Below are 26,069 nucleotides of genomic sequence, written 5' to 3'. Positions count from 1 at the left end.
GTAGTGCGTATACGGACCCCGTGTGTCACCCGTGAAGGAATGGTGCGCCTGTGGGTGAGATTCGAGAGAGTAGCAGGCGCTCGTACAGGACTTCGAAGGTCGTGCGGTAGGCCGAACTCGGTTCCGTACGTGATTCCGTAACACGGAGAAAACCCGAAGGCGGAGCACGGCGGGAACAATCCAGCCAGCATCCGCACAACCAGCACGCAGGAACGAGGAGCATCCGCATGTCCGGAGCACAGAAGGTGGCCGACCGGCCGAGTGCCGCACCACCCCCGGCGAACAGCGTCGACCGGTTCTTCAAGATCTCTGCCCGGGGATCCACCTTCGCCCGGGAGATCCGCGGCGGTTTCGCCACGTTCTTCACGATGGCGTACATCCTTGTCCTCAACCCCATCATCCTGGGCAGCGCCGAGGACAAGTTCGGGCAGCGGCTCGACAGCGTCCAACTGGTCACCGCCACCGCCCTGGTGGCCGCCGTGATGACCGTCATCATGGGCATCGGCGGAAATCTGCCGCTCGCGCTCGCCGCCGGGCTCGGCCTCAACGCCGTCGTCGCCTTCCAGATAGCCCCGCTCATGAGCTGGGCCGACGCGATGGGTCTGATCGTCCTCGAGGGCCTGCTGATCTGTGTGTTGGTGGTGACGGGCCTGCGCGAGGCCGTCATGCACGCGATACCTCAGCCCATGAAGCAGGCGATCAGCGTCGGCATCGGCCTGTTCATCGCGTTCATCGGCTTCGTCGACGCCGGGTTCGTCAGCCGCATCCCGGACGCGGCGAACACCACGGTGCCCGTGCAACTGGGCGCCACGGGCGCGCTGACCGGCTGGCCCATGCTCGTCTTCTGCCTCGGGGTGCTGCTGACCATCGGGCTGCTCGCCCGCAAGGTCAAGGGCGCCATCCTGATCAGCATCGTCGCCATGACGCTCCTCGCGATCGTCATCAACTCGGCGGCCGACATCAAGACTTGGGGACTGACCACGCCCGACTGGCCGGACAAGGTGGTCGACACCCCCGACTTCGGGCTGATCGGCGACTTCAGCCTGTTCGGCGCCTTCGGCGAGGCCGGCGCGATCACCGTAGTCCTGCTGGTCTTCACCCTCATCCTCTCGGACTTCTTCGACACCATGGGAACGGTCGTCGGCATCAGCGCCGAGGCGGGGCTGCTGGACGAAGAGGGCAAGGTGCCCAACCTGGGCCGCGTGCTGCTGATCGACGGCGCCGCCGCGGTCGCGGGCGGCGCGTCCTCCGCCTCCTCCTCGACCTCGTACATCGAGTCGGCGGCGGGCGTCGGCGAGGGCGCCCGTACGGGCTTCGCCAACCTGGTCACCGGCTCACTGTTCGCCCTGGCCCTCTTCATGACCCCGCTGCTGACCATCGTCCCGCTCCAGGCCGCGGCCCCCGCCCTGGTCGCGGTCGGCTTCCTGATGATGACTCAGGTCAAGCACATCGACTGGGACAAGTACGAGATAGCCATCCCCGCGTTCCTGACGATCGCCGTGATGCCGTTCACGTACTCGATCACCAACGGCATCGGGGCGGGCTTCGTCGCCTACGTCCTCATCAAGTCGGTACTCGGCAAGGCCCGCGAGGTCCACTGGTTGCTGTGGGGCGCGTCGGCGCTGTTCCTGGTGTACTTCGCGATCGACCCGATCGAGCAGCTGTTGGGCGTATGAGGCCCTTGAGGCTGTGACGTGCGAAGGCCCCGGCGCCCGCCGGGGCCTTCGGATGGTTCTGCAGTGCCTAGTCCTGGAGTGCCGCCTCCATCATGGCCTTGGCGACCGGCGCGGCCAGCCCGTTGCCGCTGACCTCCGACCGGGCCGCGTTCGACTGCTCGATGATCACAGCGACAGCGACCTCCTTGCCTGTGGAGTCGTCCTTCGCGTACGACGTGAACCAGGCATACGGCGTCTGGCTGTTGTTCTCGCCGTGCTGGGCCGTACCCGTCTTGCCGCCCACGGTCGCGCCGTCGATCTGCGCGTTCGTACCCGTGCCCTCGTCGACGACCGTCTGCATCGCCGACTGCAACTGCTCGGCCGTGGACGAGCTGACGATCTCCTTGGTGTCCGTGTTGTCGTCGTAGTTCTCCAGCACGTTCCCGCTCGCGTCGCTGATCTGCGACACCATGTGCGGCGAGACCAGCTCACCGCCGTTCGCGATGGCCGCCGACACCATGGCCATCTGCAACGGCGTCGCCGTGACGTCGAACTGTCCGATGCCCGACAGCGCGGTCTGCGCCTCGTCCATGCCGGACGGATAGACGCTCTCGTACGCCCGCACCGGGACGTCCTGCTCCGCGTCGTCGAAGCCGAACTTCTCCGCCATCTCCTTGACCTTGTCCTGGCCCAGGTCGACGGCCATCTTCCCGAAGACGTTGTTGCACGAGTACTGCAGAGCCACCCGGATCGTGGCGTCCTCACAGGGCGCCGACGGGTTCTCGTTGTCCAGTACGCGGGTCGTTCCCGGCAGCGGGTACGGATTCGGGCTGTCCGTCTTCTCGTCCACCGACGAGTACAGCCCGTCCTCCAGCGCGGCGGCCGCCACGACCAGCTTGAACGTCGAGCCCGGCGGCAGCGGCTGGCGCAGCGCCCGGTTCGTCATCGGCTTGTCGGGATCCTTCGTCAGCTTCTCCCAGGCGGCGGAGTCGTCGGAGCCGCTGATCTCGGACGGGTCGTACGAAGGGGTCGACACGACACCGAGGATCTTGCCGTTCGTCGGGTCGATGGCGACGGCAGCGCCCTTCGTGTCACCCAGCGCCTCATACGCGGCCCGCTGCACATCCGGGTCGATCGTCGTGACCACGTCGCCCGGGTCGGCACGCTTGCCGGTGATCGTGTCCACCGGGTTCTTCAGCCGGTTGTCCGTGCCGTCGAGCAGGTCCTGGTAGATGCCCTCCAGCTGCGTCGCCCCGTACACCTGCGAGCTGTAGCCCGTGACCGCCGAATACAGCGCGCCGTCCTTGTACGCCCGCTGGTACTTGAGGTCGCCGCCGTCCGTCTCCTTGGACCCGGTGATCGACTCGCCGGCCACGATGATGCTCCCGAGCGGGTACGCGTACTGCTCGATGACGTTCCGCCGGTTTTCCTTGTTCTCCGCGAGCGCCCTGCCGTCGTAGAACTGCACCCAGGTCGCCCTGACCAGCAGGGCGAGCACGAGCAGCAGCGTGAAGACGGAGGCCCGTCTGATCGTCGTGTTCATCGCGCTCTGGAAGACGAGCGAAACGCGGGGACGAGTTCCCGCCGGCCCGGCTTTCTCATCCGGGCTTCATGAAGCCGCCCGTCCACGGACTTCAGCCGTCCAGGGTGAGGACCACCTCGTCGATCTCCGCCCCGCGTGCGTTCGCGTACCCCCTGGCCTGCGCGGTCACGTGGAAACCGCACTTCTCCAGGACACGGCGCGAACCCGCGTTGTCCGCGGCGGCGCGGGCGTACAGCGGGCGTTCGGGGACCTCGGCGAGCAGGGCCCGCAGGGCGCGCGTGGCGATGCCGCGCCCCCAGTACGCGCGGTCGATCCAGTACGTCACCTCGCGCTCGCCCGGCTCGCCGTACACCGCCGCGTTGCCCACGACGTCACCGTCGGCGAGGACCGTGCGATTGACCACGTCGGACGAGGCGCGGATCCGCTTCCAGTGGGCCTCGAAGGCATCCCAGTCGGCCGGATCCCTGGCCGTGAACGCGGCCATCCGAGCGGCCTCGGGATCGTTCATCTGCCGAAAGAACACCGGCAGATCACTGTCGTGGACCTCGCGGAGCACGATCTCCATGTCAGAGCCTCCGGGTGGCGAGCGTCAGCCTGTCGCGGGCGTCGAACAGGGCGTCCTTCACCATCTGCTCGTGCGCGGGTGTCAGCCGCGCCACCGGTACGGAGCAGCTGATGGCGTCGCGCGCGGGCGTGCGGTACGGAATCGCGACGCCGAAGCAGCGCAGCCCCAGCGTGTTCTCCTCGCGGTCCACCGCGAATCCCTGCTCCCGCACCTGGTGCAGCTCCTCGATCAGCTTCTCGCGGTCGGTGATCGTGTGCTCGGTCAGCGCGGGGAGGGTCTCCGGCAGCAGCTTGCGTACCTGTTCGTCGGTGTGCGTGGCCAGCAGCGCCTTGCCGAGCGAGGTGGAGTGGGCGGGCAGCCGGCGGCCCACGCGCGTGAAGGGGCGGAGGTAGTGCTGGGACTGGCGGGTGGCGAGATACACCACATTCGTGCCGTCGAGCCGCGCCAGGTGGATCGTCTCCGTAGTGTCGTCGGAGAGCCGGTCGAGGGTCGGTCTGGCCACGGCCACCACCTCGTCGCCGTCGATGTATGACGTCCCGACGAGGAGGGCGCGCACCCCGATGCCGTACCGCGTGCCCGTCGCGTCCGTCTCGACCCAGCCGAGCTCGACGAGCGTACGGAGCAACATATACAAACTGGACTTGGGGTAACCTACGGCCTCCTGCACGGAGGCCAAGGAGTGCATTCCTGGTCGGCCGGCGAAGAACTCGAGCAGTTCCACGGTCCGCACCGCGGACTTGACCTGCGCCCCGCCGCCTGTCTCGCCAGCCGACATCGCCCTTGACCCCTTCGTTCGACGGGAAATAGTCTCCGAGACATATTCACCATCAGAGACAGTGTTCAGCATATCGAACGCCCTGGTGAGTGACACAAGAACTGCGGCATCACATAAGAACTGCGGCATCACATCTGGAGGGACCCGCGGTGGCAGCAGCACCAGTCTGGAGTGTCGACCCCCGAACCGGGAAGCAGCGTGAACAGGTTGCGGTGGAGGCAACAGCCCAGGAGGTGGACACGGCTGTCCGCGCGGCCCACGCCGCCCGGGGGGCCCTGGCCGACCGCACGGTCCGCTCGGCCTTCCTGCGCTCCGCCGCGGACCTGCTCGAAGGCGCCAAGGACCACCTCGTGGAGGCCGCCGACGCGGAGACCGCGCTCGGCCCGGTCCGGCTCACCGGTGAACTCGCCCGTACCTGCTACCAGCTGCGGGCCTTCGCGGACATCGTCGACGAGGGCGCGTTCCTCGACGTCGTGATCAACCACCCCGACGACACCGCGACGCCGCCGATCCCGGACCTGCGCCGCTACAAGGTGCCGCTGGGTGTCGTCGCCGTCTACTCGGCGTCGAACTTCCCCTTCGCCTTCTCGGTCGCGGGCGGCGACACCGCGAGTGCGCTCGCCGCGGGCTGCCCGGTCGTGGTCAAGGCGCACCCCGACCACCCGGGGCTGTCCGAGCTGGTCGCGGCGACGCTGCGACGGGCCGCCGAGCTGCATGACATCCCCAAGGGGGTCGTCGGGCTCGTGCACGGTTTCGAGGCGGGCGTCGAGCTGGTCAAGCATCCGCTGGTGTCGGCGGCCGGTTTCACCGGTTCCGTACGGGGCGGTCGTGCCCTCTTCGACGCGGCTGCCGCCCGGCCCGTGCCGATCCCGTTCCACGGCGAGCTGGGCTCGCTGAACCCCGTCGTGATCACCGAGGCCGCCGCCGCCGAGCGCGCCGAGGCGATCGGTACGGGGCTCGGGGGTTCCATGACGCTGGGTGTCGGCCAGTTCTGTGTGAAGCCGGGGCTCGTTCTCGCGCCGACGGGTGCGGCGGGGGACCGGCTGGTGAAGTCCCTCACCGACGCGGTCAGCGACACCGACGCCGGCGTGCTGCTGGACCACCGGATGCGCGACAACTTCGTCGCGGGTGTTGCCGAGCGGGCCCAACTCCCGGACGTGGACGCTCCGGTGACGCCGGGCGCGGGCAGTGAGCACACGGTGAGCCCCGGATTCCTGACCGTGCCGGCAAGCAAGCTTGTCGCCGAGGGTGAGCATGATCTGCTCCTGGAGGAGTGCTTCGGGCCGATCACCGTTGTCGCCCGGTACGAGGACGACGCGGAGGCAGGCGCCGTCCTCTCCCGGCTGCCCGGCAACCTCACCGCGACCGTGCACCTCTCCAGCGAGGAGGCGGCGGGCGAGGGCCGCGGCGCCGAGATCCTCGCCGAGCTGACGCCGCTCGCGGGCCGCGTGCTCGTCAACGGCTGGCCCACCGGTGTTGCCGTGGCTCCGGCCCAGCATCACGGGGGCCCGTACCCTGCGACCACGTCGACGTCCACGTCTGTGGGCGGTACGGCGATTGAGCGGTGGCTGCGGCCGGTGGCGTACCAGAACGCGCCGGAGGCGCTTCTCCCCGCCGAGTTGCGCGACGACAACCCGCTGGGGCTGCCGCGGCGTTTCAACGGCCGCCTCGAGCGGTAGCGCTCCGCTGGGGGCGGGGGCTGCGGGTAGCGCCGTAGGGCGTGCCGGTTCGTCGCGGACTGCGAGTTGTTCGTGGCTGGCCGCGCCCCGCGGCGGAGCCGCAAATGTCGCAGCCCCGCGCCCCTGTCGGGGCCTGCGGCCCCTCAAGCGGGCGCGGTTGTGAACCTGGGAGACTCTGCGCATGGACCTCGAAATACCCGAACTTCCTTTCCCCCTCCGCTCCTACGGCCCTGATGGGCACTGGTCGTACGAGGACGGGGTGCTCACCGGGTGGGCGGGGGCTCGGCAGGATCGGTTTGTGTCGCCCACCGGAGAGGCTCTGGATCCCGCGGCCGACGCGCCTCGGTTGCTGGGGGCGCCGGAGGGGGACTTTCAGCTGATCGCTCGTGTCACTGTGGGCTTTGCGGGGGCCTTTGACGCGGGGGTGCTGTACGTGCATGTGGCGGAGCGGGAGTGGGCCAAGCTCTGTCTGGAGAACTCGCCGGATGTGCCGACCGTGTGCACGGTGGTCACCCGTGGCCACTCCGACGATGCCAACTCCTTCACCGTGGAGGGAAGTTCGGTCTGGCTGCGGATCAGCCGCACGGGCCGTGCCTTCGCCTTCCACGCCTCCAAGGACGGCAAGCGCTGGACCTTCGTGCGCCTGTTCACCCTGGCTGACGAGAAGGCCTCCGGAGCGGCCCTCGTCGGCTTCATGACGCAGTCGCCGCTGGGGGAGGGGTGCGTGGTCACGTACGACGGCATCGAGTTCCGCCCTGACTGGCCGGCGGACCTGCGGGACGGTAGCTGATTCCTGACGGCGGGATTTCGCCTCTCCCGCATCGTCGGGCCCCCGTGCCATGCTGCCCAGCATGGCCACCGACGCACACCAGACCCAGACTCTGCCCGACGGCCGCCCCATCCCGCTCCTCACCGGGCCGGAGCTGCCCATGCTGGAGAGCTGGCTCGCCTTTCACCGCGCCACGCTGGAGCTGAAGTGCCGGGGGCTGGACGACAGCCAGCTGCGGCTGGCCTCCGCCGAGCCGTCGGAGCTGACACTGCTCGGGCTGGTCCAGCATCTCGCTGAGGTCGAACGGAACTGGTTCCAGCGGGTGTTCGCCGGGCTCGAGGTGCCGACCGTGTACGGGGGCAAGGTCGGGGACGTGTCCGGCGGCACCACCCTCGTACCGGAGCGTGGGCTCGACGAGGCGCTGGCGAACTGGCGCCGGGAGATCGCCCGGGGGCAGGAGCTGTGTGCGGGGCGGTCTCTGGACGACACCGGACGGATCCCCGACGGTCCGATGGCCGGGGTTGAGGTCAGCCTGCGCTGGATCCTCATCCACATGATCGAGGAGTACGCCCGTCACAACGGTCACGCGGACATTGTGAGGGAGCGTATCGACGGAGTCACCGGAGCCTAATTGAAGAATTCATTCCGCCTTTGATTTGCCATCCACCCGATGCTTGTTCGAGTGCAGCTTCCCGTATTCTTCTGCCCGCTTTTCTCGGCCTTAAACACTAAGATTCCGTGAACGTCAGCCTCGTAATTCGGGCAGGTCTCGTGGTCGTTACGTATATGTGACGCAACACACAGGGTGTCCGCTTCCTCCCGTATTTCCCGGACAAACAGGGTGTTCTTGCCGTCCCGAAGTGCGGCACCCGCGCCCGCGCGATAACATATTAATGGCGCTCATGTAACCCCATCTGGCGATGCAATTTCAACTTTCTCTCGGTAAATTCAATCCGCATGACCGCCGCACAAGCAGACCTGCAAGCGGAATTCTTGGAAATGCCGGAGGGCCTGCGGATCGACCGTCCGGAGGTGGCGGACGGTGCCGCCCTCTGGCGCATCGCCAAGGACTCCAGAACCCTCGACCTGAACTCCTCGTACAGCTACCTCCTGTGGTGCCGTGACTTCGCCGGCACCTCGGTGGTGGCGCGCGACAAGGAGGGGATGCCGGTCGGTTTCATCACCGGATACGTCCGGCCCGAACAGCCGCGAACCCTGCTCGTCTGGCAGGTGGCCGTCGACTCCGCGTACCGCGGGCGCGGGCTCGCCGCCGCCCTGCTGGACGGACTCACGGCACGAGTAGCCCACGACCGCGGCCTCGAAACCGTCGAGACCACGATCACCCCCGGCAACACGGCCTCCGAGCGACTGTTCACCTCGTACGCCGCACGCCACGGAGCGAGCGTCGAGCGTGAAGTGCTGTTCGACGCAGTGCATTTCCCGGACGGCCCGCACGACCCCGAGGTGCTGTACCGCATAGGACCGCTGACCTTCCGGCCGGCTGACCGAGCGTCCAGATCGGGCCACCAGGCCGACTGAGCGGCCAAGCAGCCGGCTGGGCGAACCGGCCGACCACGGCCGATCCGACCAGCAGATCCAGCAGACCGGGCCCGACCACCCGGTCGTAACCCCCAAGACTTCATCTCCCAGGAGGAGATTCGCTGTGACCATCACCCAGCCCGACCTGAGCGTCTTCCAAACCCTGGAGTCGGAGGTACGCAGCTACTGCCGCGGCTGGCCCACGATCTTCGACCGCGCGCAGGGCAGCCGCATGTACGACGAGGACGGCCACGAGTACCTCGACTTCTTCGCCGGTGCCGGGTCACTCAACTACGGCCACAACAACGCCGTACTCAAACGCGCCCTCATCGACTACCTGGAGCGCGACGGCGTCACCCATGGTCTCGACATGTCGACGACCGCCAAGCGAGCCTTCCTCGAGTCGTTCCAGAACATCGTGCTGCGCCCGCGCGACCTGCCGTACAAGGTCATGTTCCCGGGCCCGACGGGCACCAACGCCGTCGAGTCGGCGCTGAAACTGGCGCGAAAAGTGAAGGGCCGGGAAGCGATCGTGTCGTTCACGAACGCCTTCCACGGGATGTCGCTCGGCTCGCTCGCCGTGACCGGCAACGCCTTCAAGCGGGCCGGAGCGGGCATCCCCCTGGTGCACGGCACGCCGATGCCGTTCGACAACTACTTCGACGGCCAGGTCCCGGACTTCCTGTGGTTCGAGCGGCTCCTCGAGGACCAGGGCTCCGGACTGAACCAGCCGGCCGCGGTGATCGTCGAGACGGTGCAGGGCGAGGGCGGCATCAACGTCGCGCGTCCCGAGTGGCTGCGTGCCCTGGCCGAGCTGTGCGAGCGTCAGGACATGCTGCTCATCGTCGACGACATCCAGATGGGCTGCGGCCGTACCGGCGCGTTCTTCTCCTTCGAGGAGGCGGGCATCACGCCGGACATCGTGACCGTCTCGAAGTCCATCAGTGGCTACGGACTGCCCATGGCGCTGACCCTGTTCAAGCCCGAGCTGGACATCTGGGAGCCGGGCGAGCACAACGGCACGTTCCGCGGCAACAACCCGGCGTTCGTCACCGCCGCCGCGGCGCTGGAGACGTACTGGTCCGACGGGCCGGCCATGGAGAAGCAGACCAGGGCCCGCGGCGAGCAGATCGAGCAGGCACTGATCTCCGTCTGCGAGGAGAACCCCGACGACATCAAGGAGTACCGGGGCCGCGGCCTGGTCTGGGGCATCGAGTTCCTCGACAAGGAACGCGCGGGCCGCATCGCCCAGCGTGCCTTCGAACTCGGCCTGCTCATCGAGACGTCGGGCCCGGAGAGCGAGGTCGTCAAGCTGCTCCCGGCGCTCACCATCACGCCCGACGAGCTGGACGAGGGGCTGCGCACCCTCGCCCGCGCCGTACGAGAGACGGCGTAACCGCAACCGCCCGCAGCCTGAAGGAGGCACTGCACCACCGTGATTGTCCGCTCGTTCAAGGACCTCGAAGGCACCGACCGGCACGTCAAGTCCGCGTCGGGCACCTGGGAGAGCAAACGCATCGTCCTCGCCAAGGAGAAGGTCGGCTTCTCCCTGCACGAGACGATCCTGTACGCCGGTACGGAGACGTCGATGTGGTACGCCAACCACATCGAGGCCGTCGTCTGCGTAGAGGGCGAGGCCGAGCTCACCAACGACGAGACCGGGGAGAAGTTCACCATCACCCCCGGCACCATGTACCTCCTCGACGGCCACGAGAAGCACACGATGAAGATCAAGGAGGACTTCCGCTGCCTCTGCGTCTTCAATCCGCCGGTGACCGGACGGGAGGACCATGACGAGAACGGTGTCTACCCCCTGCTGACCGAGGAGGTCTGAGAATCATGACCATGACGCTCACCGATCTGTATCCGAGCCGCGGCGCCGCCGAGGTGTCCGTACCCCGCCAGGACCCGGTCGTGTGGAGCGCGCCGGGCGAGCCGGGCCCGATCGAGGTGGCCGACCTCCAGTCGTTCGAGCGCGACGGCTTCCTCTCCATCGGCCAGCTCATCGACGACGACGAGGTCGCCGTCTACCACTCCGAGCTGGAGCGGCTGGTGAGCGACCCGGCGATCCGGGCCGACGAACGCTCGATCGTGGAGCCGAAGTCGCAGGAGATCCGGTCGGTCTTCGAGGTCCACAAGATCAGCGAGATCTTCGCGCGGCTCGTGCGCGATGAGCGTGTCGTCGGGCGGGCCCGGCAGATCCTCGGCTCGGACGTGTACGTCCACCAGTCGCGGATCAACGTCAAGCCCGGCTTCGGGGCGAGCGGCTTCTACTGGCACTCGGACTTCGAGACCTGGCACGCCGAGGACGGGCTGCCGAACATGCGCACCGTGTCCGTCTCGATCGCGCTGACCGAGAACTACGACACCAACGGCGGCCTCATGATCATGCCGGGGTCCCACAAGACGTTCCTCGGCTGTGCGGGGGCCACGCCGAAGGACAACTACAAGAAGTCGCTGCAGATGCAGGACGCGGGCACGCCCTCCAACGAGGCGCTCACCAAGTTCGCGGAGGCCCACGGCATCAAGCTCTTCACCGGGCGGGCCGGCTCGGCGACCTGGTTCGACTGCAACTGCATGCACGGTTCCGGGGACAACATCACCCCGTTCCCGCGGTCGAACGTCTTCATCGTGTTCAACAGCGTGGAGAACACGGCGGTGGAGCCGTTCGCGGCACCGGTGCGCCGACCCGAGTTCATCGGGGCGCGGGACTTCACACCCGTCAAGTGATGTACGGGCAAGTGACGTACGGATGATGGGCGGCACCCTCGTCGGGTGCCGCCCTCCTCCGTCTGCCTTCGAGTTTGCGCAGTGCTCCGGGCAGGAATCTGCCGGCCTCAGCCGGGAGAGCACTTCAAAGCCAGGACAGCGCCGCCGCCCGCTCCAGTACGTTCCGTACGGCGCCCTCGTCACCCGTCGCGCCTCTCGGGACCTCCTCGGGCGCGTACCGTCCGCCGACGAGCAGGCAGAAGTCGACGGGTTCCAGGACGAGTTCCGCCCGCACCGGCTCGTCCTCGGAGCCGAGCACCCACTGGGTGTCCTCACCTCCGGTCACCGCGAAGAGCACCGGGGGAGCTGTGGTTCCCAGCGCCAGGTCGAGGATGCGGACGGCGAGCCGGACCAACTGCCAGAGGTGCTCCTCGGGCGGGGGCGGTACGGCGAGTCCCAGCGCACGGCCGATGTCGTCCGTGTGGATCCACGCCTCGAAGGCCCGCACCAGGAAATGATCGGCGACGGGCAGCCGGATCCCCATCAACGTCGTGGCGTGCGCGGCGCGTTCGGGATCTTGGGCCTCGGGCGTCGCCAGCAGCGCGCCGGCCTGTGCGGACCAGTCGGCGACGGACTCCTCTGGCGTGCGCGCGAGTTCATGGGCGATCACCTCGGCGGTGCGCGTGTTCCAGGCATCCTCCCAGCGCGTCCCCTCCGGGACCGTCGACGCGGGCACGCGCGCGGCGAGGCCAAGACGCAGGGCCAACGGCTCGTCGGCGGCGAGGAGATGCGCGACCGTCGCGTGCGCGTCCCAGTCGTGCACGACCGGCGTGCCCCAGCGGCCGTCCAACTCCGGCACCAGCGCCTGGAGTCCGGCGACGGCGGCGGCATACGGGGCGGCGTGCGGGGCGACCCGCGGCACGGCGGGCCGGGCACGCAGCGCGAGGGCGAGTACGCCTCCCGACTCTCCCGAACCGTTGCTCATGGCCGTTCCCCGTGGCCCGTCCAGCAGCCGTACCGTCTCCCGCAGCCGCTCCGCCTCGGCCGCGCAGCTCTCGCATTCGGCGAGATGCCGCGGTACCGCCTTCCCCTCCTCCGGCCGCAACGCGCCGAAGGCCCAGGCCCCCAGCAGCTCACGTACACCGTCGTGATCAGTGGTCACCGCGCACCTCCCTTCCCTGCTTCCCGGCCGCATCCATCCATCATGCGCCCCTTTCCAAGGCCGGATCCGGTGGGTCGGCCATGGACTCGGCCAGCTTGCGTAAGGCGGAGCGCAGCCGGGTCTTGGCGGTGCCTTCCGGAATGCCGAGTTCTACGGCGGCCTGGCGGTAGGTGCGGCCCGCGAAATACGCGAGATGCACCACCTCCCGCTGGGACTGCGGGAGTTCGGCGAGCGCGGAGTGCAGCAGGAGCGAGCGCTCGCGGTCGACGACCGTCTCGTCCGGGCCGGGTCCCGCGTCGGGGATCGCCTGCAGCGCCGAGTCGTCGGCACCGGCGGCCTTGCGGTGCCGGGCCTCGCTGCGCACCCAGTCCACGGCTCGCCGGTGCGCCAGCACGGACAGCCAGGTACGCAGCGAGCCACGACGCGCGTCGAACCCGTACGGCCTGCTCCACAGCTGGGCGAAGACCTCCTGCGCCACATCCTCGGCGGCGGCCGGGCTGCGCGTCACCCGGACCGCCACCCCCCGGACGAGCCCGCTGTACGCGGCATACGCCTCGGTCAGCGCGGACTCGTCGCCGTACACCAGCCGCCGCTGCAACTCCGCGTCGGCAGCCGGTTCGACGGACGTCCCCGTGGTCTCCAACGGCTCCACCGTTCCTAAAGACTGAGTGGGAGGGAGGCCTGGTGCCAGGAGCTGTGCTCAGCCGCGTGTCCCGAACGGTGCTGGGCACGCTGGTCGCCCGCTTTCGCTCCACCGCCGGGCGGCGCGCATCCGGTGCGCAGTCCGGGCAGGTGGGGGCGGGGTTCCTCACGCTGCCGGGTCTCCGGTCGGGCCTGGACAGTCCGATGCCCCGCAGCATCACTCCGGTGCTGCGGGGGCGGTGCCGTCCTCCCCCAGCTACCGCTGGGAGGTGCCCCCAGCCGGATCGGGTGCCCGAGGGCGCGTCGCCCGACCGCGATGCTCGCCGCATCGTGCTGGGAAATCTCGCGCGTCGGGGTGGTCAGCGGTTTCTGCCAGTGCTGGGCACCCCATTTGCTCGTGTACGCCGGGTCGACCGCCACGACGGCGATGTCCTGCTCGGCGGCCATCGCCACCAGCCGGGCCTTGAGGCGGGCGGTGGGGAAGCGGGAGATCAGGCGGCGGAAGCGCTTGTTGCGGCCGTGCTTCTCCCGGCCCTTCTCCGCCGCGAAGTCAAGGTCCTCGATAGCGATCGCGGCGGCCCCGCAGCGGCGGGTGTGGTGCAGCAGCCGGGTCAGCGCATGCAGGATCTGCGCATCCCGGTGCGCTGTGCTGCCCGAGAGGTCGTAGAAGAAGCGCCGCGGCTCACCCACCGGGTTGCCGTGCACGTCCAGCTGCCAGGCGGCCAGGTGGCCGTCGTTCATGTCCACCCCCACCACACCCCGAACCAGCGCCGCCTGCAACGGCAGGACCGGGGCGGCGGCGCGCTGCCAGGACGCGGTCACATACCAGCGGCCGCGCGCCACATCGTGGTGGATGCGGTAGGCCACCGCCCGGTTGGCGGTGGTTCGGTCCCGCCACTCCTGCCCCTGATGCCGGAAGCGAACGGTCGCGTCCAGTACGTACCGGCCGTGCGGGGCGTTGGCCAGGTGGGACAGCGGGGCTGGGAGCTTGAGGGAGAGCCGGCCGGTGTCGGTGATCCGGATGGTCTCGTTGCCGAACCGTTTGCCGGACTCCCCGTCGGCGGCCAGGAACATCCGCTCCGCCTGCCACCGCTCCCGCCAGGCCTGTTCGCTCAGCCCGGCCGCCTCCAGGTGGTGGCGAGTGTTCACGAGGCACTTGCCGCCGCGCACCACGCGCACCCGGCCCGCCGCCCAGTCCGCCTCCACCCCGGCCAGCCGGTCTTTCAAGGTCTGCAGGCGGCGGGACTTGGCATGCCACTCGGCACGCGAACCGTATCCGCGCGCCAGCCCTTCCCGCTTGTTCGCCTTGGCACCCAACGGGCGGGCCAGCCGCGCCTCGATCGAGGCGATCTGCCCGCGCAGCCAGGCCAGGTGGGCGGCCTGCCCGCGCCTCGCCAGCGCCCACAGGTCATGGGTGGCCTTGGTGATACTGCCCGCCCACCGCGCCGACGACCGCCCCGTCAGCTCCCGCTTGCGCACCGCCCACGCGGTCGCATCGTGCGCCACACCCTGCCGGGACCGCTCCGCCAGATCACCCGCGGCCGGCGAACCCAGGAAGACACCGACCTCGGCCAGCACGGCCGCGTCGGTCTCCGAGACCCGCAGCCGGTCCCGGATCGCCACCCCGGCGGGACCGGGCACTACGAACGACGCCGCCAACTCCCGTAGCCCGCCCACCCGTTCACCCCCGCCCGCCTGGAAGGTCTCTGTCACGGCAGTCAACGAGCACCACCCATAAAGGTCACCCATTCGACCCAAGAATCTGCGTTCCCCTCCCGGAGAGCGGAGACCGAGAACGCACCCCATGGCCAGGAAGACCGTCCCGGAGCAGGCGCCAGCCAACCGCATCCGGCCCCGGCACTCACACACGCTCACCACAAGTCACTCCCGCTCAGTACACCGGCAGCAGTCCCCAACTCCCTGGTGCCTTCTTAGCGTCCCCTCCGGGCCCGCGCCAGTGATTCAGGCAGACAGGACGTCCAGCAGGCGGTCGACGTCGGCGGGCGTGTTGTAGAGGTGGAAGGAGGCACGCAGGTTGCCCGCGCGGTTGGAGACCTGGATCCCGGCCTTGCCCAGCTCGGGCTGGAGGTGGCCGAGGCCGGGCACGGACACGATCGCCGAGCCCGGCGCCGGCAGGGCCTCGTGGCCGAGACCGGTGAGCCCCGCCCGGAAGCGGTCGGCGAGCGCGAGGTCGTGGGCGTGCACGGCGTCGACGCCGAGTTCCTCGATGAGTTCGAGGGAGCGGCGCACTCCGGCGTAGCTGAAGAGAGCGGGGGGCAGATCGAACCGGCGGGCGGAGTGGGCGAGTTCGGCCACGGGGCCGTAGCAGCTGTCCCACGGGTTCTCCCCGGCGACCCAGCCGGCCAGGATCGGCGTGAGCCCGCCGAAGTCCTCCGGCACGACCAGGAAGCCCGCTCCGTGCGGACCGAGCAGCCACTTGTAGCAGACGGAGGCGGTGTAGTCGTACGCCTCGGCGTCCATCGGCAGCCAGCCGACCGCCTGGGAGAAGTCGACGTACGTACGGGCACCGTGCTCCCTGGCCGCCTCGCGCAGCGCGGGCAGGTCGGCGATCCGGCCGTCGGCGGACTGGGCGGCGCTGACCGCGACGAGTGCGGTGCCGGGCCGGACGGACTCGGCGATCCGCTCCAGGGGCACGGCCCGGACCTTGAGGTCCGTGCGGACATGGAAGGGGTTCACGACGGAGGCGAAGTCGTCCTCGGCGGTGAGGACTTCGGCGCCCGCGGGCAGTGAGGCGGCGACAAGCCCAGTGTAGGCGCTGACCGAGGACCCGGCCGCCACCCGGCCGACCGGCACTCCGGCCAGCCGGGCGAAGGAGGCCCGGGCGGCCTCCACATCGGCGAACAGCGGGTCCAGCGCACTGCCGTCGGCCCGGAGCGCCGCGGCCTCCTGCAGGGCGGCGACGGTACGGGCCGGGAGCAGCCCGCTGCTCGCGGTGTTCAGAAAGCTGTTCTTCGGGGCGAACTCGGTACGGACGAGGCTCTCGAAGGTCTCCATGAGACCACTGTGAGCCCTCGCCACCTCCTGGTCCATTGCGATTTTTTACGTGATCCCGCTAAGGAACGCTTATACGTCGGCCCCGACCTGCACCGTTTCCTCGTGCTGTCTCTCAGTGCTGCGGCACCGCACACCCGTCGGGACCGCACGCGTCCGCATCGCCGTCGGCCCCGTCGTCGAGCAGCTTGAGCGGTGAGCGGCTTGCCCACGCCTGCTCCAGCGCCTTCCCGAAGACTTCGACGGGCTGGGCGCCGGAGACGCCGAACTTGCGGTCGAGAACGAAGAAGGGGACGCCGTTCGCGCCGAGTTCGGCGGCCGCACGCTCATCGGCGCGGACCTCATCGGCGTACGTGTCCGTGTCGGCGAGTACCTTGCGGGCGGCGTCCGCGTCGAGACCGGCCTCGACGGCCAGGTCCACCAGATACGCGTCGGCGTCCACGTAGAGGGACCGCTCCTCGACGAAGTTCGCCCGGTACAGGATCTGCAGCAGCTCGGCCTGCCTGCCCTGCTCCTTGGCGAAGTGCAGCAGCCGGTGCATGTCGAAGGTGCTGCCGTGATCGCGGCCCTCGGCGCGGTACCCCAGACCCTCGGCGGCTGCCAGCCCCCGCAGATTCTCCTCACCCGCCCGGACCTGCGCCTCGCTCATCCCGTACTTCTTGGTCAGCATGGCTACGACGGACTCCGTCTCGTCCTTGCCCCGCCCCGGATCGAGCTCGAAGGACCTGTGCACCACTTCGACCTCATCCCGGTGCGGAAAGGCGCCGAGCGCCTTCTCGAAGCGGGCCTTGCCCACATAGCACCAGGGGCAGGCGATATCGCTCCAGATCTCGACGCGCATGTCTTCGTCTCTCCAGGCCGTACGGGTACGCGAAGGCTCCCTCCGCTGGGTGTGTGAACGTTCAATCGGCTTAGGTCATTCCCCGTTCACCGCGTAGGTCAGCAAGAGGTGGTGGTCGCCTTCGCGGGGCGGCTGCTCCGGATCGGGGACCCAGCCCTGGCGGGCGTAGAAGACCTGAGCGCGCTGGTTGTCGACGTGCACCTCGAGAGTCGCGGTCCGCTTGCCGTCGGCCAGCCACTGTTCGACGCAGGCCGCGTGCAGCTCGGCGCCGATACCGGAGCGCCAATGGCCGGGGTCGACATGGAGCTGGAACAGCTTGACCGAGTCGGCCGGGGCCCCTTCGGCGGGCCGGAAGGAGGCGATGCCCACGAGACGCGTGGCTCGCACCGCGCACAGCACACGGGTGTCGGGGCGCTCGATGGCACCGCGCCAGACGGCGGGCCAGTCGGTGCCGTCGTCCGGCAGGCCGTCGGGGTAGTACGTGGCGCGGGCACGCCTGTGCAGTTCGGCCACGTCCGCGGCTTCGGCGGGCAGGGCGGTCCTGATCACCAGGGTTCTGACAGTTCGGTGCGTTCTGATCACGCCGCGGAGGACGTGTCCGGTTCCGCCGCGGTTCCGCCGCGTGGCGACTCCCTAGCCCACCACCTTCCCGTTCAGCACCACCCTCCGCGGAGCGGCCAGCACCCGTACGTCCTCCCGCGGATCCCCGTCGTACACCACAAGGTCCGCGGGCGCCCCCTCCTCCAGGCCAGGCCGCCCCAGCCACGCACGCGCACCCCATGTCGTGGCCGACAGCGCCTCGACCGGAGGAATCCCGGCGGTCACCAGCTCCGCCACTTCCCCCGCCACCAGCCCGTGCGCGAGCGAACCGCCCGCGTCGGTGCCGACGTACACCGGGATCCCGGCGTCGTAAGCCGAGCGCACGGTGTCGTACCGCCCCTCATGGAGCCGTCGCATATGGGCGGACCAGCGCGGGAACTTGGACTCGGCGCCGTCCGCGAGGCGCGGGAACGTGGCGATGTTGACGAGGGTGGGGACGATGGCGACGCCATGTGAGGCGAAGAGGGGGATGAGTTCGTCGGTCAGGCCCGTGGCGTGCTCGATGCAGTCGATGCCCGCCTCCACCAGGTCGCGCAGGGACTCTTCGGCGAAGCAGTGTGCGGTGACACGCGCGCCGAGGCGGTGCGCCTCGGCGATGGCCGCCTCGACCGCGTCTCGCGGCCAGCAGGCGCCCAGGTCTCCCGTTCCGCGGTCTATCCAGTCGCCCACCAGCTTGACCCAGCCGTCACCGCGCCGGGCCTCCTGGGCTACGTATGCGACGAGGTCGTCGGGCTCGATCTCCCACGCGAAGTTGCGGATGTAGCGGCGGGTGCGGGCGATATGCCGGCCGGCCCGGATGATCTTCGGGAGGTCGTCGCGGTCGTCGATCCACCGGGTGTCGGAGGGCGAACCGGCGTCCCGGATGAGGAGGGTGCCGGCGTCGCGGTCGGTCAGGGCCTGCTTCTCGGAGACGTCGTCGGGGACCGGGCCGTGGGTGTCGAGCCCGACGTGGCAGTGCGCGTCGACGAGGCCGGGCAGCGCCCAGCCCTCGACGGTACGGACATCACGGACGCCGACGGGAGGCTCGTACGAGATTCTGCCGTCGATGACCCAGAGTTCGTCCCGGGCGTCGTCGGGGCCGACGAGCACCCGCCCCTTCACGTGCAGCACCGCGCGATCGCTCATGTGCTGCACTTTATTAGTGAGCCGGGTGCTACTCCCCCTTGCCCACCCGGTCCGAGATCTCCTCCTGCACGTCCGCCATCGCCGGGTCGAGGAGCCGCGACAGGAAGTGCCTCGTCCGCTCGTGGGCCGGGTTGCCGATGACCTGCTCGGGGGTGCCGTCCTCGACGATCATGCCGTCGTCCATGAAGACGACCCGGTCGGCGACCTCGCGCGCGAAGGTCATCTCGTGGGTGACGACCATCATCGTCATGCCCTCGTTCGCGAGCATGCGCATCACGGCGAGCACGTCGCCGACGAGCTCGGGGTCGAGCGCGGAGGTGGGCTCGTCGAAGAGCATCACCTCGGGGCCCATGGCGAGCGCGCGGGCGATCGCCACGCGCTGCTGCTGGCCGCCGGAGAGCGAGGAGGGGTACGCGTCCGCCTTCTCGGAGAGACCGACGCGCCGCAGGTTCTCGGCGGCCACCTTCGCCGCCGCCGCCTTGTCCCGGCCGAGTACGCGCCGCTGCGGCAGGGCGAGGTTCTCGGTCACCGACAGATGCGGGAAGAGGTTGAACTGCTGGAACACCATGCCGATCCGGCGGCGTACGGCGTCGATGTCCACGTCCGGGTGGGTGACTTCGGTGCCGCCGACGAAGACCTGGCCCTTGGTGGGCTCCTCCAGGAGGTTCACGCAGCGCAGCAGCGTGGACTTGCCGGAGCCGGACGGGCCGATGACGCACACGACCTCGCCGGAGTTGATCTCCAGGTCGATGCCTCGCAGCACCTCGTTGTCGCCGAACGACTTGTGCAGATTGCGGACTTGGATCTCTGGCATACCGCTCGTACTGTTCGTGCTGCTCACTTGGTGGCCTCCCCGGCCTTCGCCTCAAGACGGCGTACGACAAAACCGAGCGGCACCGTGATCAGCAGATAGCACAGGCCCGCGACCAGGATCGGCGTGGAGTTGGCGTTCGTGCTCGCCAAATCCCTGCCGAACTTGGCGAGTTCGCGCTCCTCCAGCGTGACCCCGAGGAACAGCACCAGCGAGGAGTCCTTGAACAGGAGTACCAACTCGTTGGTGAGCGGCGGGATCACGATCCGGAACGCCTGCGGGATGATGATCGAGACCATGGCCCGGGCATGCGAGAAGCCCAGCGAACGGGCCGCCTCCATCTGTCCCTTGGGCACGGCCTGGATGCCGGCGCGGATCGTCTCCGCCATGTAGGCGGCCGCCACCAGGCCCAGCGCCAGGGCAACCTTCCCGTACGTCCCGCCCGGGATCTCCGTGCCCGGGAAGGCCAGTGGTACGCCGACGCCCACGAAGATGAAGATCAGCAGTGCGGGGAGACCGCGGAAGATCTCGATGTAGACGCCGGCGAACCATCGGTACGGGCCCACGGACGAGAGCCGCATCAGGGCGATGACCAAGCCGACCACGAGGCCGAAGACGAAGCCGGACACCGTGTAGAGCACGGTGTTGCGCAGGGCGAGCGTGATGATGTCCGGGAACAGCTCCTTGGCCAGATCGGCTTGGGCGAACTGGTTCCGAAGCCGCTCCCAGTCGGCGGTGACGCCTATCGCGACCAGAGCGGCTATGAACACCACGTACTGGATACCGCGTGACACGGCTCGCCTTTGACGCCTGGTCAGACCGGACTTGCGGGTTTGTGGCTGGAGTCGGGTGTCTGCCTCGGTGCTCATGAAGCCGAGGTCTCGGTCTCGTCGTACGGGCCGATCCACTGCTCGTACAGCTTCTTGTACGTGCCGTCGGCCTTCGCGTCCTTGAGCGCCTTGTTGATGGCCTCGACGAGTTCGGTGTTGCCCTTCTTCACCGAGAAGCCGTACTGCTCACCGGTGTTGAGGTTGTCGACGACCTCGAAGGCGTTGGCGTTCGCCTTGTCCTTGAGCCAGCCCTGGACGACCGGGTAGTCGATGACGACGGCCTGGACCTGGCCGGTGCGCAGGCCGTTGAGGACGGCGTCGGAGCTCTCGAAGGAGACCGGGTCGAGGCCCTTGCCCTTCGCGTACTCCTCGCCCGTCGTCTGCGCCTGGGCGCCGAGCTTCTTGCCCTTGAGAGCGTCGAAGGACCCGATGCCGCTCTTCTTGTCGACGAGGACGGCCTGGGTGGCGTCGAAGTACGGGTCGGAGAAGTCGACGTTCTTCTTGCGCTCGTCGGTGATCGTCATGCCGGCCGCGGCGAGGTCGCACTCCCCGGAGTTGAGGAACGCGCCGGTCTTGAAGTTCTCGAAGGGCGTGTCCAGGATGTCCTGCTTCACACCCAGATCCTTGGCGACCAGGTCGATGAGCGCCACGTCGAAGCCCTGCACCTTGCCGTCGATCTCCGACTGGAAGGGCGGATACGGAAGGTGCGTGCAGGTCGTGAGCTGCCCCGCCTTCACGATCGAGACCCCCTTGACGGTCTCACCACCCCCGTCGCCCGAGGAACAGCCGGCCACGAGCACCAGCCCTGCCGTCGCGGTGGTGGCGGCCAGAATGCGGGCCCGGCGTCCGAGGACGGTGTTCACGGGGGTGACCTCCTGAAGGGGGCTGCGAGGGAACTTTACCTTCCGATTATAAGGAAAGCTTTGACACCCCCAAATCATTCCCATGGCAGGCAGGTGCTCCGGCCTGAGAAGTTTCGGCCGCAGGAGCTCTGCCGATGGGCCCGCGACGTATGGTCGAGGATCGCGGAGGCGAGTGGGCCGAGCAACGGGCGTGGCAGTGCGTGGCCCATGCCGGGGGATCTCGACGAGGCGCGCACCGCGGATCACCTGGGCGAGGTAGCTGCGGATGCGGCGGAGGGAAGGAGTTCGCCGCCCAGGGCCCGCCAGTGCTCGACCCGTCGCTCCAACTCGGCCTCCAGCCCCCGGTCTTCGACGGGTCGGCCCCACATGTCCAGGACGCGGGGAGCGATACCGGGGAGTTCCTCAAACGGCGAAGTGGCCCCTACAGCGCCAGATGGCCCAGCCTTCTGCGCCTCCACGACTTGGGCGGTACCTCCAGGCCCTTCATGGGCTCCGGGGGCTCGACGTGGGTTCGGAACTTCATGCCGTGGGCTCCCACATGAACCCGTCCGGGTCGGTGAAGGTCCCGGCGTCGCCGCCGATCGTGAGCCGGTGGGACCCGCTGCCCTCCGGCGGGACTCCGGCGACCTTGGCCAGGCCGCGACGTCCGTACAGCGACAGCTTGATGGGACTCGATGAACCGTCGAACTCGACGTACTTGCTGCCGAAGCTCTTCGCGACCGTGAGGCCGCGGTCGACGTAGAACCGCTTGGTCGCGGCCATGTCCGAGACGCCCAGCAGAAGAACGATCTCATCGATTTGCCGGCTGTCCGGACCGGTGTCCTTCTTCGACGAGCTTGCGAGCTGCCAGATTGTCCCGTCCGGGGCCTGTACGACGCCGCCGTAGCCCCACAACGACTTCTTGGCGGGCTTCAGCTCGGTGGCACCGGCGGCCAGGGCGGCGCCGAAGAGGCCGTTGACGATCGACGGCTGGGAGACCACGAGCGACACCGTGAACCCGCGGAAGCCGGACGTCGGCGCCTCCGAGGCCCGCAGACGTACTTGTTTGCCCAGGCCGAAGGCATCGGTGTAGAAGCGCTCGGCGGCCATGGGGTCGGCCACCTCGAGGGTGATGCAATTGATGGCGGTCATGGCATTCACGCCAGCTGCGGCTCGTTGACCGGCGCTTCTTGATTCCTGATCGGTTTTGCCACCGGCCGGGAGCCTCTACTGCTCGAAGAGCGCAGCGCGAACCCGGCGGACGGCTGTCCGGTCAAGCGCTGCCACGGCGGGGAGTGCCTGGTGTCAACGGCGGGTACGGAGCACGCCCGCCACCAGCGAACCCGACGGGTCCGGTGTTGATGTAGGCGCCGTGGATTGGTACCGGTAGAGGTTCAGTTCGTCCGTTTTGATGCGGGGCCGCGCAGAAACCGGTCGTCGGGGCGCCCCAGTCTCAGGACGAGTCTCCGTAGCGGGTGGCAATCGTGGCGGCGCGGTCGCGCAGGGAGGTGCGCAGCGACTGCGGGGCCAGGGCTTCCGCGTCCGTGGCGAGCTGCCACAGCGCCCATTCGGCGTGTCTTGAATCTTGGAAGGTCACCTCCAGCCGCAGCCAGCCGTCTGCGTCGGGTTCTTCTGCGCGGACGGCCAGCGCGGTGTCCAGCAGGTCCTCCCGCCGCGCCGGGTTCACCCGTACCCGCACGGTGATGTGGTTGCCGCCGGAGAGAAACTGCGCGGAGCGTTCCCGCCAGATCCGGTCCAGATCGACCCGGTTTGGTCGCTGTGCCGTTTCGGGGAGTTCCTCGGCGGCCAACACGCGCGCCAGCCGGTAGGTGCGGTCCGCGCCAGATCTCGTGGCCAGCAAGTAGCCCCGGTCGCGCACGGTGACCAGGCCGATCGGGTCCACCGTGCGCCACTGTGGTGTCTGGCCCGTGGCCGCGTAGTGGATGCGCAGCTTGTGTCCGGCGAGCACCGCGCGCCGGACCTCGATCATTGTGGTGTCGGGTACCTCCTCGGTGACCAGCCGACGCGAGAGCAGGTCGGTCTCCGGGTCGACGAGAAATCGCTGGGCCGCGTCGCTCGCGGTGGCCCGGTGGCTTTCGGGCAGCGCGTCGACCACCTTCCGCATGGCCGAAGCGAGCGCCGAGCCGAGGCCGAACACCTGCTCGCCGCGCCCCGATCCGGCGGTCAGCAAGGCAAGGGCCTCGTCGTGGTTCAGACCGGTGAGCTCGGTCCGGAAACCGGGCGCCAACGCGAAACCGCCGTGCCGGCCGCGTTCGGCGTAGACCGGGACACCGGCCGCGGACAGAGCCTCGATGTCGCGCAGCACGGTGCGGGTGGAAACCTCCAGCTCGCGGGCCAGCGTGTCCGCAGTCAGCCGACCGCGCTGACGCAGCAGCAGCACCAGCGAGACCAAGCGGTCGGCGCGCATGCGAGAACTTTATCGAAATACGTGACCAAGGATGTCGTGATTTGTTGCGAGGCTCGTCAACACGTCGAGGCCGGCGGCCACCGAGCCGATGGCCGTACGTACTCCCCATGAATCGAATGGAGCTGACGTGGCAGTGGAACGAACGGTGGTCAACCCGGTGACCTGGTCGGTGGAGATGGGATTCAACCAGGGTGAGGTCGTCTCCGGGCACACCCGGACCCTGTACATCTCGGGGCAGACCGCGATGAGCGGCGACGGCAAGCCCCAGCACGACGGTGACATGGCGGCGCAGTTGGCGCTGAGCATCGACAACCTGGAGGCCGTGCTCGGCGAGGCCGGCATGTCTCTCGCGAACCTCGTCCGGCTCAACGTCTACACGACCGACGTCGATCTGCTTTTCCAGCACTACGGTGTGCTGGCGGCGCGGTTGGGCGCCGCGGGGGTGGCGCCGACCACCACGATGCTCGGGGTGACACGGCTGGCGATCCCCACCCTGATGGTCGAGCTCGAGGGGACCGCCGTCGCGTGATGCGACCTCGCCGCCTCCGGCGGCTGCCGGCTGAACCGGCATGAGTCGCGGGCAGGTGGGGATTCCTGATGCTCAGGATGGTGACAGTCGGCGTCCATGGCTTCGACGGCGAGTCGCGATCTCGTCCAGCGGCCAGTTCGGGCTGACGGTGCCGGAACCCGCCTTGGTCTGCGACAGCACATCCTGCGGGAGGTGCGGGAAGGATCCGGAGGCTGTGCACGTGTTCACCAGCTGATTCCCGCCGCCACCGGCAGGTGGTCGCTGCCGGTGGCCGACAGCACCCACGAGCTCTCCGGCTCCACGCCGCGGACCAGGATCTGGTCGATCCGCGCCACCGGGAAGGACGCCGGCCAGGTGAAGCCGAAGCCGTCCCCGGCCGTGTTCTGGGCCGAGCGCAGCTGTGAGGTGATGCCGTCGAACGCGCGGTCGTCCATGGTGCCGTTCAGGTCGCCGAGCAGCACCACCCGCTCGTTCCGCTCGGCGGCGATGGCCTTGCCGAGCGCCTGCGCGCCTCTGTCCCGCGAGTCCGTCCAATAGCCCGCCCTGGGATTCACCCGTACGGACCTCAGGTGGGCCACATACACCGCCAGCGGCCCGTGGCCGGTGGTCACCGTGGTGCGCAGCGCCCGGTTGTAGGCCATCTTGACCTCGGCCGGCTTGGTGTCCCCCAGCGGTCCGACGTCCATCTTGATGTCGACCGGCTGGGTGTCCGACAGCGGCAGCTTGCTCCACAGTCCGACCGTGCCCTGCACCGTGTGGTACGGATACGCCTTCGCCAGCCCCTTCTCGTACGTGCCCCTGGCCTGCTCGGTCATCTCCTGCAGGGCCAGCACGTCCGCGCCGGAGGCGGCCAGGTCGCGGGCGGTGCCGGCCGGGTCGGGGTTGTCGGCGCCGACGTTGTGGCTGGCCACTGTGAGGTCGCTGCCAGGCTGGGACTTGTCGCTGAGCAGCGCGCCGAAGAGGTGCAGCCACACCATGACCGGCAACAGCAGCGCGACCACCGCGGAGACGGAGCGACGCCACAGCGCCCCGGCAAGGAGCACCGGGATGAACAGGCCGAACCACGGCAGGAAGGTCTCCACCAGGCTGCCGAGGCCCCCGATCCGGTTCGGGATCTTCACATGCAGCAGCATGAGCAGGCCGAGCAGCAGCGCCAGCGCCGCGAGCACCGGGCCGCGCTTCCAGGGCCCCGGTCGGGAGCCGATGCGGATCGCCCGGCGGATGCCCGCGCGCCAGGGACCGGAGCCGGTATCCCGGCGGTCGGCGCCGCCCTGTCCGGTCTCCGCCGTGTCCACCTGCGCCACCCTCACCCCGCGCTCTGCCGACGGGATCCGCATCACCGTGGAACTACCCGCGACAGCCCCGCACACCGACAGGTGAAGAGTCAGAGAATTGATGCGCCTCGTGCCGAGCTGCGCCTCGCCCCGCAGTGAAGTGCCCTGCCTAGCAGGGCAGTTGACCGAGGATGCGGAGCCGGGCGATCCGCTCCGGCAGTTCACCGCGCTGATGTCGCGGGGTCGTTGACATGCCCGAGGCGAGCCGCGATCTTTGTGAACCGACCGCTGTTTGACCGACAAAAAGGGGGAAATCCAATGCGGATGGTGCGTCTCGCTGTGGCGGGCACGGTGATGGCTTCCGGGATGCTCGCGTTCGGCGTGGCTCCTGCGCAGGCAGCCACCTATTGCAGCGGCTGGAAGCAGGTGGAGAGCTTCCAGGAGCGGGCCTGCGTCATCACCGAGAGCGGGAGCAAGATCAGGCACCGGCACCAGGTCCGCAACCTGATCGACCGGACGCAGACGACCCAGGTGACCACGTTCCGGTACATCAACGGCAGCGTCAGCGTCTGCAAGAGCGCGCAGAGGGTGTCGTTCTCCGCGCACCAGACCAAGACCTGGTCGTGTGTCAGCACTCGGATCTCGGGATCGAAGTACATGACCCGCGGCTACATCACCAAGCAGGGCGGCGGCAATGTCGGTGTGGACTCGCGGACCATCACCGGCTGACCCACCTGCC

26 protein-coding genes are annotated in these 26,069 nt (G+C 68.9%); 10 read left to right on the top strand and 16 right to left on the bottom strand.

The genetic code is table 11. From position 1 onward, the window contains the following. Positions 1 to 227: 227 nt before the first annotated feature. Entirely contained in the window at positions 228 to 1,676 is a 1,449-nt protein-coding gene (locus ACFYO0_RS31610) for an NCS2 family permease (protein ID WP_388682894.1), read from the top strand. Between the two features lie 67 nt (positions 1,677 to 1,743). On the opposite strand, the gene ACFYO0_RS31605 is transcribed toward ACFYO0_RS31610, so the two are convergent. From ACFYO0_RS31605 to ACFYO0_RS31595, 3 genes are all read right to left on the bottom strand, one after another. Continuing rightward, positions 1,744 to 3,198, bottom strand: coding sequence for a peptidoglycan D,D-transpeptidase FtsI family protein (locus ACFYO0_RS31605; protein WP_388682891.1), 1,455 nt, complete (start codon positions 3,196 to 3,198; stop codon positions 1,744 to 1,746). Between the two features lie 91 nt (positions 3,199 to 3,289). Next, the gene (locus tag ACFYO0_RS31600; RefSeq protein ID WP_388682889.1) at positions 3,290 to 3,763 is read right to left on the bottom strand and encodes a GNAT family N-acetyltransferase; all 474 of its coding nucleotides are present in this window, start codon (positions 3,761 to 3,763) and stop codon (positions 3,290 to 3,292) included. 1 nt (position 3,764) lies between these two features. Further along, positions 3,765 to 4,538, bottom strand: a complete 774-nt coding sequence (locus ACFYO0_RS31595; protein WP_344386892.1) for an IclR family transcriptional regulator — start codon at positions 4,536 to 4,538, stop codon at positions 3,765 to 3,767. Between the two features lie 149 nt (positions 4,539 to 4,687). Between ACFYO0_RS31595 and ACFYO0_RS31590 the strand changes: the two genes are divergently transcribed. The 7 genes from ACFYO0_RS31590 to thpD all read left to right on the top strand — a co-directional run bounded on the left by ACFYO0_RS31590 (position 4,688) and on the right by thpD (position 11,255). Beyond that, positions 4,688 to 6,217 carry an aldehyde dehydrogenase (NADP(+)) gene (locus tag ACFYO0_RS31590; protein ID WP_388682888.1) on the top strand — a complete coding sequence of 510 codons (1,530 nt, stop codon included), beginning with the start codon at positions 4,688 to 4,690 and terminating at the stop codon, positions 6,215 to 6,217. A 181-nt stretch (positions 6,218 to 6,398) separates the two neighbouring features. Further along, positions 6,399 to 7,007 carry a DUF1349 domain-containing protein gene (locus ACFYO0_RS31585; protein ID WP_388682885.1) on the top strand — a complete coding sequence of 203 codons (609 nt, stop codon included), beginning with the start codon at positions 6,399 to 6,401 and terminating at the stop codon, positions 7,005 to 7,007. Between the two features lie 61 nt (positions 7,008 to 7,068). Then, on the top strand, positions 7,069 to 7,617 hold the full coding sequence (locus tag ACFYO0_RS31580; protein ID WP_388682883.1) for a DinB family protein: 549 nt from the start codon (positions 7,069 to 7,071) through the stop codon (positions 7,615 to 7,617). Between the two features lie 326 nt (positions 7,618 to 7,943). After that, positions 7,944 to 8,525 (top strand): diaminobutyrate acetyltransferase, encoded by a 582-nt coding sequence (ectA, locus tag ACFYO0_RS31575; RefSeq protein ID WP_388682880.1) that lies wholly within the window; start codon positions 7,944 to 7,946, stop codon positions 8,523 to 8,525. Positions 8,526 to 8,649: 124 nt separating this feature from the next. Further along, complete coding sequence (ectB, locus tag ACFYO0_RS31570; protein ID WP_388682878.1) at positions 8,650 to 9,921, top strand: diaminobutyrate--2-oxoglutarate transaminase; 1,272 nt, start codon at positions 8,650 to 8,652, stop codon at positions 9,919 to 9,921. 39 nt (positions 9,922 to 9,960) lie between these two features. After that, a complete protein-coding gene (locus ACFYO0_RS31565; protein WP_033317823.1) occupies positions 9,961 to 10,359 on the top strand; it encodes an ectoine synthase in 399 nt (132 codons plus the stop codon). A gap of 5 nt (positions 10,360 to 10,364) precedes the next feature. After that, complete coding sequence (thpD, locus tag ACFYO0_RS31560; RefSeq protein WP_388682876.1) at positions 10,365 to 11,255, top strand: ectoine hydroxylase; 891 nt, start codon at positions 10,365 to 10,367, stop codon at positions 11,253 to 11,255. A 124-nt stretch (positions 11,256 to 11,379) separates the two neighbouring features. On the opposite strand, the gene ACFYO0_RS31555 is transcribed toward thpD, so the two are convergent. The 12 genes from ACFYO0_RS31555 to ACFYO0_RS31500 form a co-directional block, all read right to left on the bottom strand. Next, the gene (locus ACFYO0_RS31555; RefSeq protein WP_388682874.1) at positions 11,380 to 12,396 is read right to left on the bottom strand and encodes a zf-HC2 domain-containing protein; all 1,017 of its coding nucleotides are present in this window, start codon (positions 12,394 to 12,396) and stop codon (positions 11,380 to 11,382) included. A gap of 40 nt (positions 12,397 to 12,436) precedes the next feature. Next, positions 12,437 to 13,039, bottom strand: coding sequence for an RNA polymerase sigma factor (locus tag ACFYO0_RS31550; protein ID WP_388682873.1), 603 nt, complete (start codon positions 13,037 to 13,039; stop codon positions 12,437 to 12,439). A gap of 14 nt (positions 13,040 to 13,053) precedes the next feature. Then, positions 13,054 to 14,751 carry an IS200/IS605 family accessory protein TnpB-related protein gene (locus ACFYO0_RS31545; RefSeq protein WP_388682870.1) on the bottom strand — a complete coding sequence of 566 codons (1,698 nt, stop codon included), beginning with the start codon at positions 14,749 to 14,751 and terminating at the stop codon, positions 13,054 to 13,056. Positions 14,752 to 15,000: 249 nt separating this feature from the next. Continuing rightward, positions 15,001 to 16,053: an aminotransferase class V-fold PLP-dependent enzyme gene (locus ACFYO0_RS31540; RefSeq protein WP_388682868.1), complete on the bottom strand. Its 1,053-nt coding sequence runs from the start codon at positions 16,051 to 16,053 to the stop codon at positions 15,001 to 15,003. Between the two features lie 112 nt (positions 16,054 to 16,165). Continuing rightward, on the bottom strand, positions 16,166 to 16,891 hold the full coding sequence (locus ACFYO0_RS31535) for a DsbA family oxidoreductase (RefSeq protein WP_388682867.1): 726 nt from the start codon (positions 16,889 to 16,891) through the stop codon (positions 16,166 to 16,168). A 75-nt stretch (positions 16,892 to 16,966) separates the two neighbouring features. Then, positions 16,967 to 17,440: a GNAT family N-acetyltransferase gene (locus ACFYO0_RS31530; RefSeq protein WP_388682864.1), complete on the bottom strand. Its 474-nt coding sequence runs from the start codon at positions 17,438 to 17,440 to the stop codon at positions 16,967 to 16,969. An 84-nt stretch (positions 17,441 to 17,524) separates the two neighbouring features. Continuing rightward, the gene (locus ACFYO0_RS31525; protein ID WP_388682861.1) at positions 17,525 to 18,616 is read right to left on the bottom strand and encodes an amidohydrolase family protein; all 1,092 of its coding nucleotides are present in this window, start codon (positions 18,614 to 18,616) and stop codon (positions 17,525 to 17,527) included. Positions 18,617 to 18,644: 28 nt separating this feature from the next. Continuing rightward, positions 18,645 to 19,430, bottom strand: coding sequence for an amino acid ABC transporter ATP-binding protein (locus ACFYO0_RS31520; protein ID WP_388683161.1), 786 nt, complete (start codon positions 19,428 to 19,430; stop codon positions 18,645 to 18,647). 23 nt (positions 19,431 to 19,453) lie between these two features. Further along, positions 19,454 to 20,296, bottom strand: coding sequence for an amino acid ABC transporter permease (locus tag ACFYO0_RS31515; protein WP_388682859.1), 843 nt, complete (start codon positions 20,294 to 20,296; stop codon positions 19,454 to 19,456). Next, complete coding sequence (locus ACFYO0_RS31510; RefSeq protein ID WP_388682856.1) at positions 20,293 to 21,120, bottom strand: transporter substrate-binding domain-containing protein; 828 nt, start codon at positions 21,118 to 21,120, stop codon at positions 20,293 to 20,295. Before ACFYO0_RS31510 ends, ACFYO0_RS31515 begins: the two co-directional genes overlap by 4 nt. Before the next feature lie 519 nt (positions 21,121 to 21,639). Further along, entirely contained in the window at positions 21,640 to 22,251 is a 612-nt protein-coding gene (locus ACFYO0_RS31505) for a glyoxalase (RefSeq protein ID WP_388682853.1), read from the bottom strand. Positions 22,252 to 22,552: 301 nt separating this feature from the next. After that, positions 22,553 to 23,527, bottom strand: coding sequence for a helix-turn-helix transcriptional regulator (locus ACFYO0_RS31500; RefSeq protein ID WP_388682851.1), 975 nt, complete (start codon positions 23,525 to 23,527; stop codon positions 22,553 to 22,555). A 133-nt stretch (positions 23,528 to 23,660) separates the two neighbouring features. Here ACFYO0_RS31500 and ACFYO0_RS31495 point away from each other — a divergent pair, with 133 nt between their 5' ends. After that, the gene (locus ACFYO0_RS31495; RefSeq protein WP_388683159.1) at positions 23,661 to 24,056 is read left to right on the top strand and encodes a RidA family protein; all 396 of its coding nucleotides are present in this window, start codon (positions 23,661 to 23,663) and stop codon (positions 24,054 to 24,056) included. A 224-nt stretch (positions 24,057 to 24,280) separates the two neighbouring features. Here the strand turns inward: ACFYO0_RS31495 and ACFYO0_RS31490 are convergent, their stop codons facing one another. Beyond that, positions 24,281 to 25,393 (bottom strand): endonuclease/exonuclease/phosphatase family protein, encoded by a 1,113-nt coding sequence (locus tag ACFYO0_RS31490; RefSeq protein WP_388682848.1) that lies wholly within the window; start codon positions 25,391 to 25,393, stop codon positions 24,281 to 24,283. Positions 25,394 to 25,648: 255 nt separating this feature from the next. Here ACFYO0_RS31490 and ACFYO0_RS31485 point away from each other — a divergent pair, with 255 nt between their 5' ends. After that, complete coding sequence (locus tag ACFYO0_RS31485) at positions 25,649 to 26,059, top strand: hypothetical protein (RefSeq protein ID WP_388682845.1); 411 nt, start codon at positions 25,649 to 25,651, stop codon at positions 26,057 to 26,059. Positions 26,060 to 26,069: the final 10 nt, after the last annotated feature.

The organism is Streptomyces sp. NPDC006365 (genome assembly GCF_042870755.1).
GTDB lineage: Bacteria > Actinomycetota > Actinomycetes > Streptomycetales > Streptomycetaceae > Streptomyces > Streptomyces xiangluensis.
The sequence above is the reverse complement of the archived record's forward strand: the minus strand, read 5'-3'. Positions and strand labels throughout refer to the sequence as shown.

What these genes read in the sequence shown, in the direction of transcription:
- ACFYO0_RS31610 (WP_388682894.1), top strand. Translation starts at nt 228, where the DNA reads ATGTCCGGAGCACAGAAGGTGGCCGACCGGCCGAGTGCCGCACCACCC.
- ACFYO0_RS31605 (WP_388682891.1), bottom strand. Translation starts at nt 3,198, where the DNA reads ATGAACACGACGATCAGACGGGCCTCCGTCTTCACGCTGCTGCTCGTG.
- ACFYO0_RS31600 (WP_388682889.1), bottom strand. Translation starts at nt 3,763, where the DNA reads ATGGAGATCGTGCTCCGCGAGGTCCACGACAGTGATCTGCCGGTGTTC.
- ACFYO0_RS31595 (WP_344386892.1), bottom strand. Translation starts at nt 4,538, where the DNA reads ATGTCGGCTGGCGAGACAGGCGGCGGGGCGCAGGTCAAGTCCGCGGTG.
- ACFYO0_RS31585 (WP_388682885.1), top strand. Translation starts at nt 6,399, where the DNA reads ATGGACCTCGAAATACCCGAACTTCCTTTCCCCCTCCGCTCCTACGGC.
- ACFYO0_RS31580 (WP_388682883.1), top strand. Translation starts at nt 7,069, where the DNA reads ATGGCCACCGACGCACACCAGACCCAGACTCTGCCCGACGGCCGCCCC.
- ectA (WP_388682880.1), top strand. Translation starts at nt 7,944, where the DNA reads ATGACCGCCGCACAAGCAGACCTGCAAGCGGAATTCTTGGAAATGCCG.
- thpD (WP_388682876.1), top strand. Translation starts at nt 10,365, where the DNA reads ATGACCATGACGCTCACCGATCTGTATCCGAGCCGCGGCGCCGCCGAG.
- ACFYO0_RS31540 (WP_388682868.1), bottom strand. Translation starts at nt 16,053, where the DNA reads ATGGAGACCTTCGAGAGCCTCGTCCGTACCGAGTTCGCCCCGAAGAAC.
- ACFYO0_RS31535 (WP_388682867.1), bottom strand. Translation starts at nt 16,891, where the DNA reads ATGCGCGTCGAGATCTGGAGCGATATCGCCTGCCCCTGGTGCTATGTG.
- ACFYO0_RS31525 (WP_388682861.1), bottom strand. Translation starts at nt 18,616, where the DNA reads ATGAGCGATCGCGCGGTGCTGCACGTGAAGGGGCGGGTGCTCGTCGGC.
- ACFYO0_RS31520 (WP_388683161.1), bottom strand. Translation starts at nt 19,430, where the DNA reads ATGCCAGAGATCCAAGTCCGCAATCTGCACAAGTCGTTCGGCGACAAC.
- ACFYO0_RS31515 (WP_388682859.1), bottom strand. Translation starts at nt 20,296, where the DNA reads ATGAGCACCGAGGCAGACACCCGACTCCAGCCACAAACCCGCAAGTCC.
- ACFYO0_RS31505 (WP_388682853.1), bottom strand. Translation starts at nt 22,251, where the DNA reads ATGACCGCCATCAATTGCATCACCCTCGAGGTGGCCGACCCCATGGCC.
- ACFYO0_RS31500 (WP_388682851.1), bottom strand. Translation starts at nt 23,527, where the DNA reads ATGCGCGCCGACCGCTTGGTCTCGCTGGTGCTGCTGCTGCGTCAGCGC.
- ACFYO0_RS31490 (WP_388682848.1), bottom strand. Translation starts at nt 25,393, where the DNA reads ATGCGGATCCCGTCGGCAGAGCGCGGGGTGAGGGTGGCGCAGGTGGAC.
- ACFYO0_RS31485 (WP_388682845.1), top strand. Translation starts at nt 25,649, where the DNA reads ATGCGGATGGTGCGTCTCGCTGTGGCGGGCACGGTGATGGCTTCCGGG.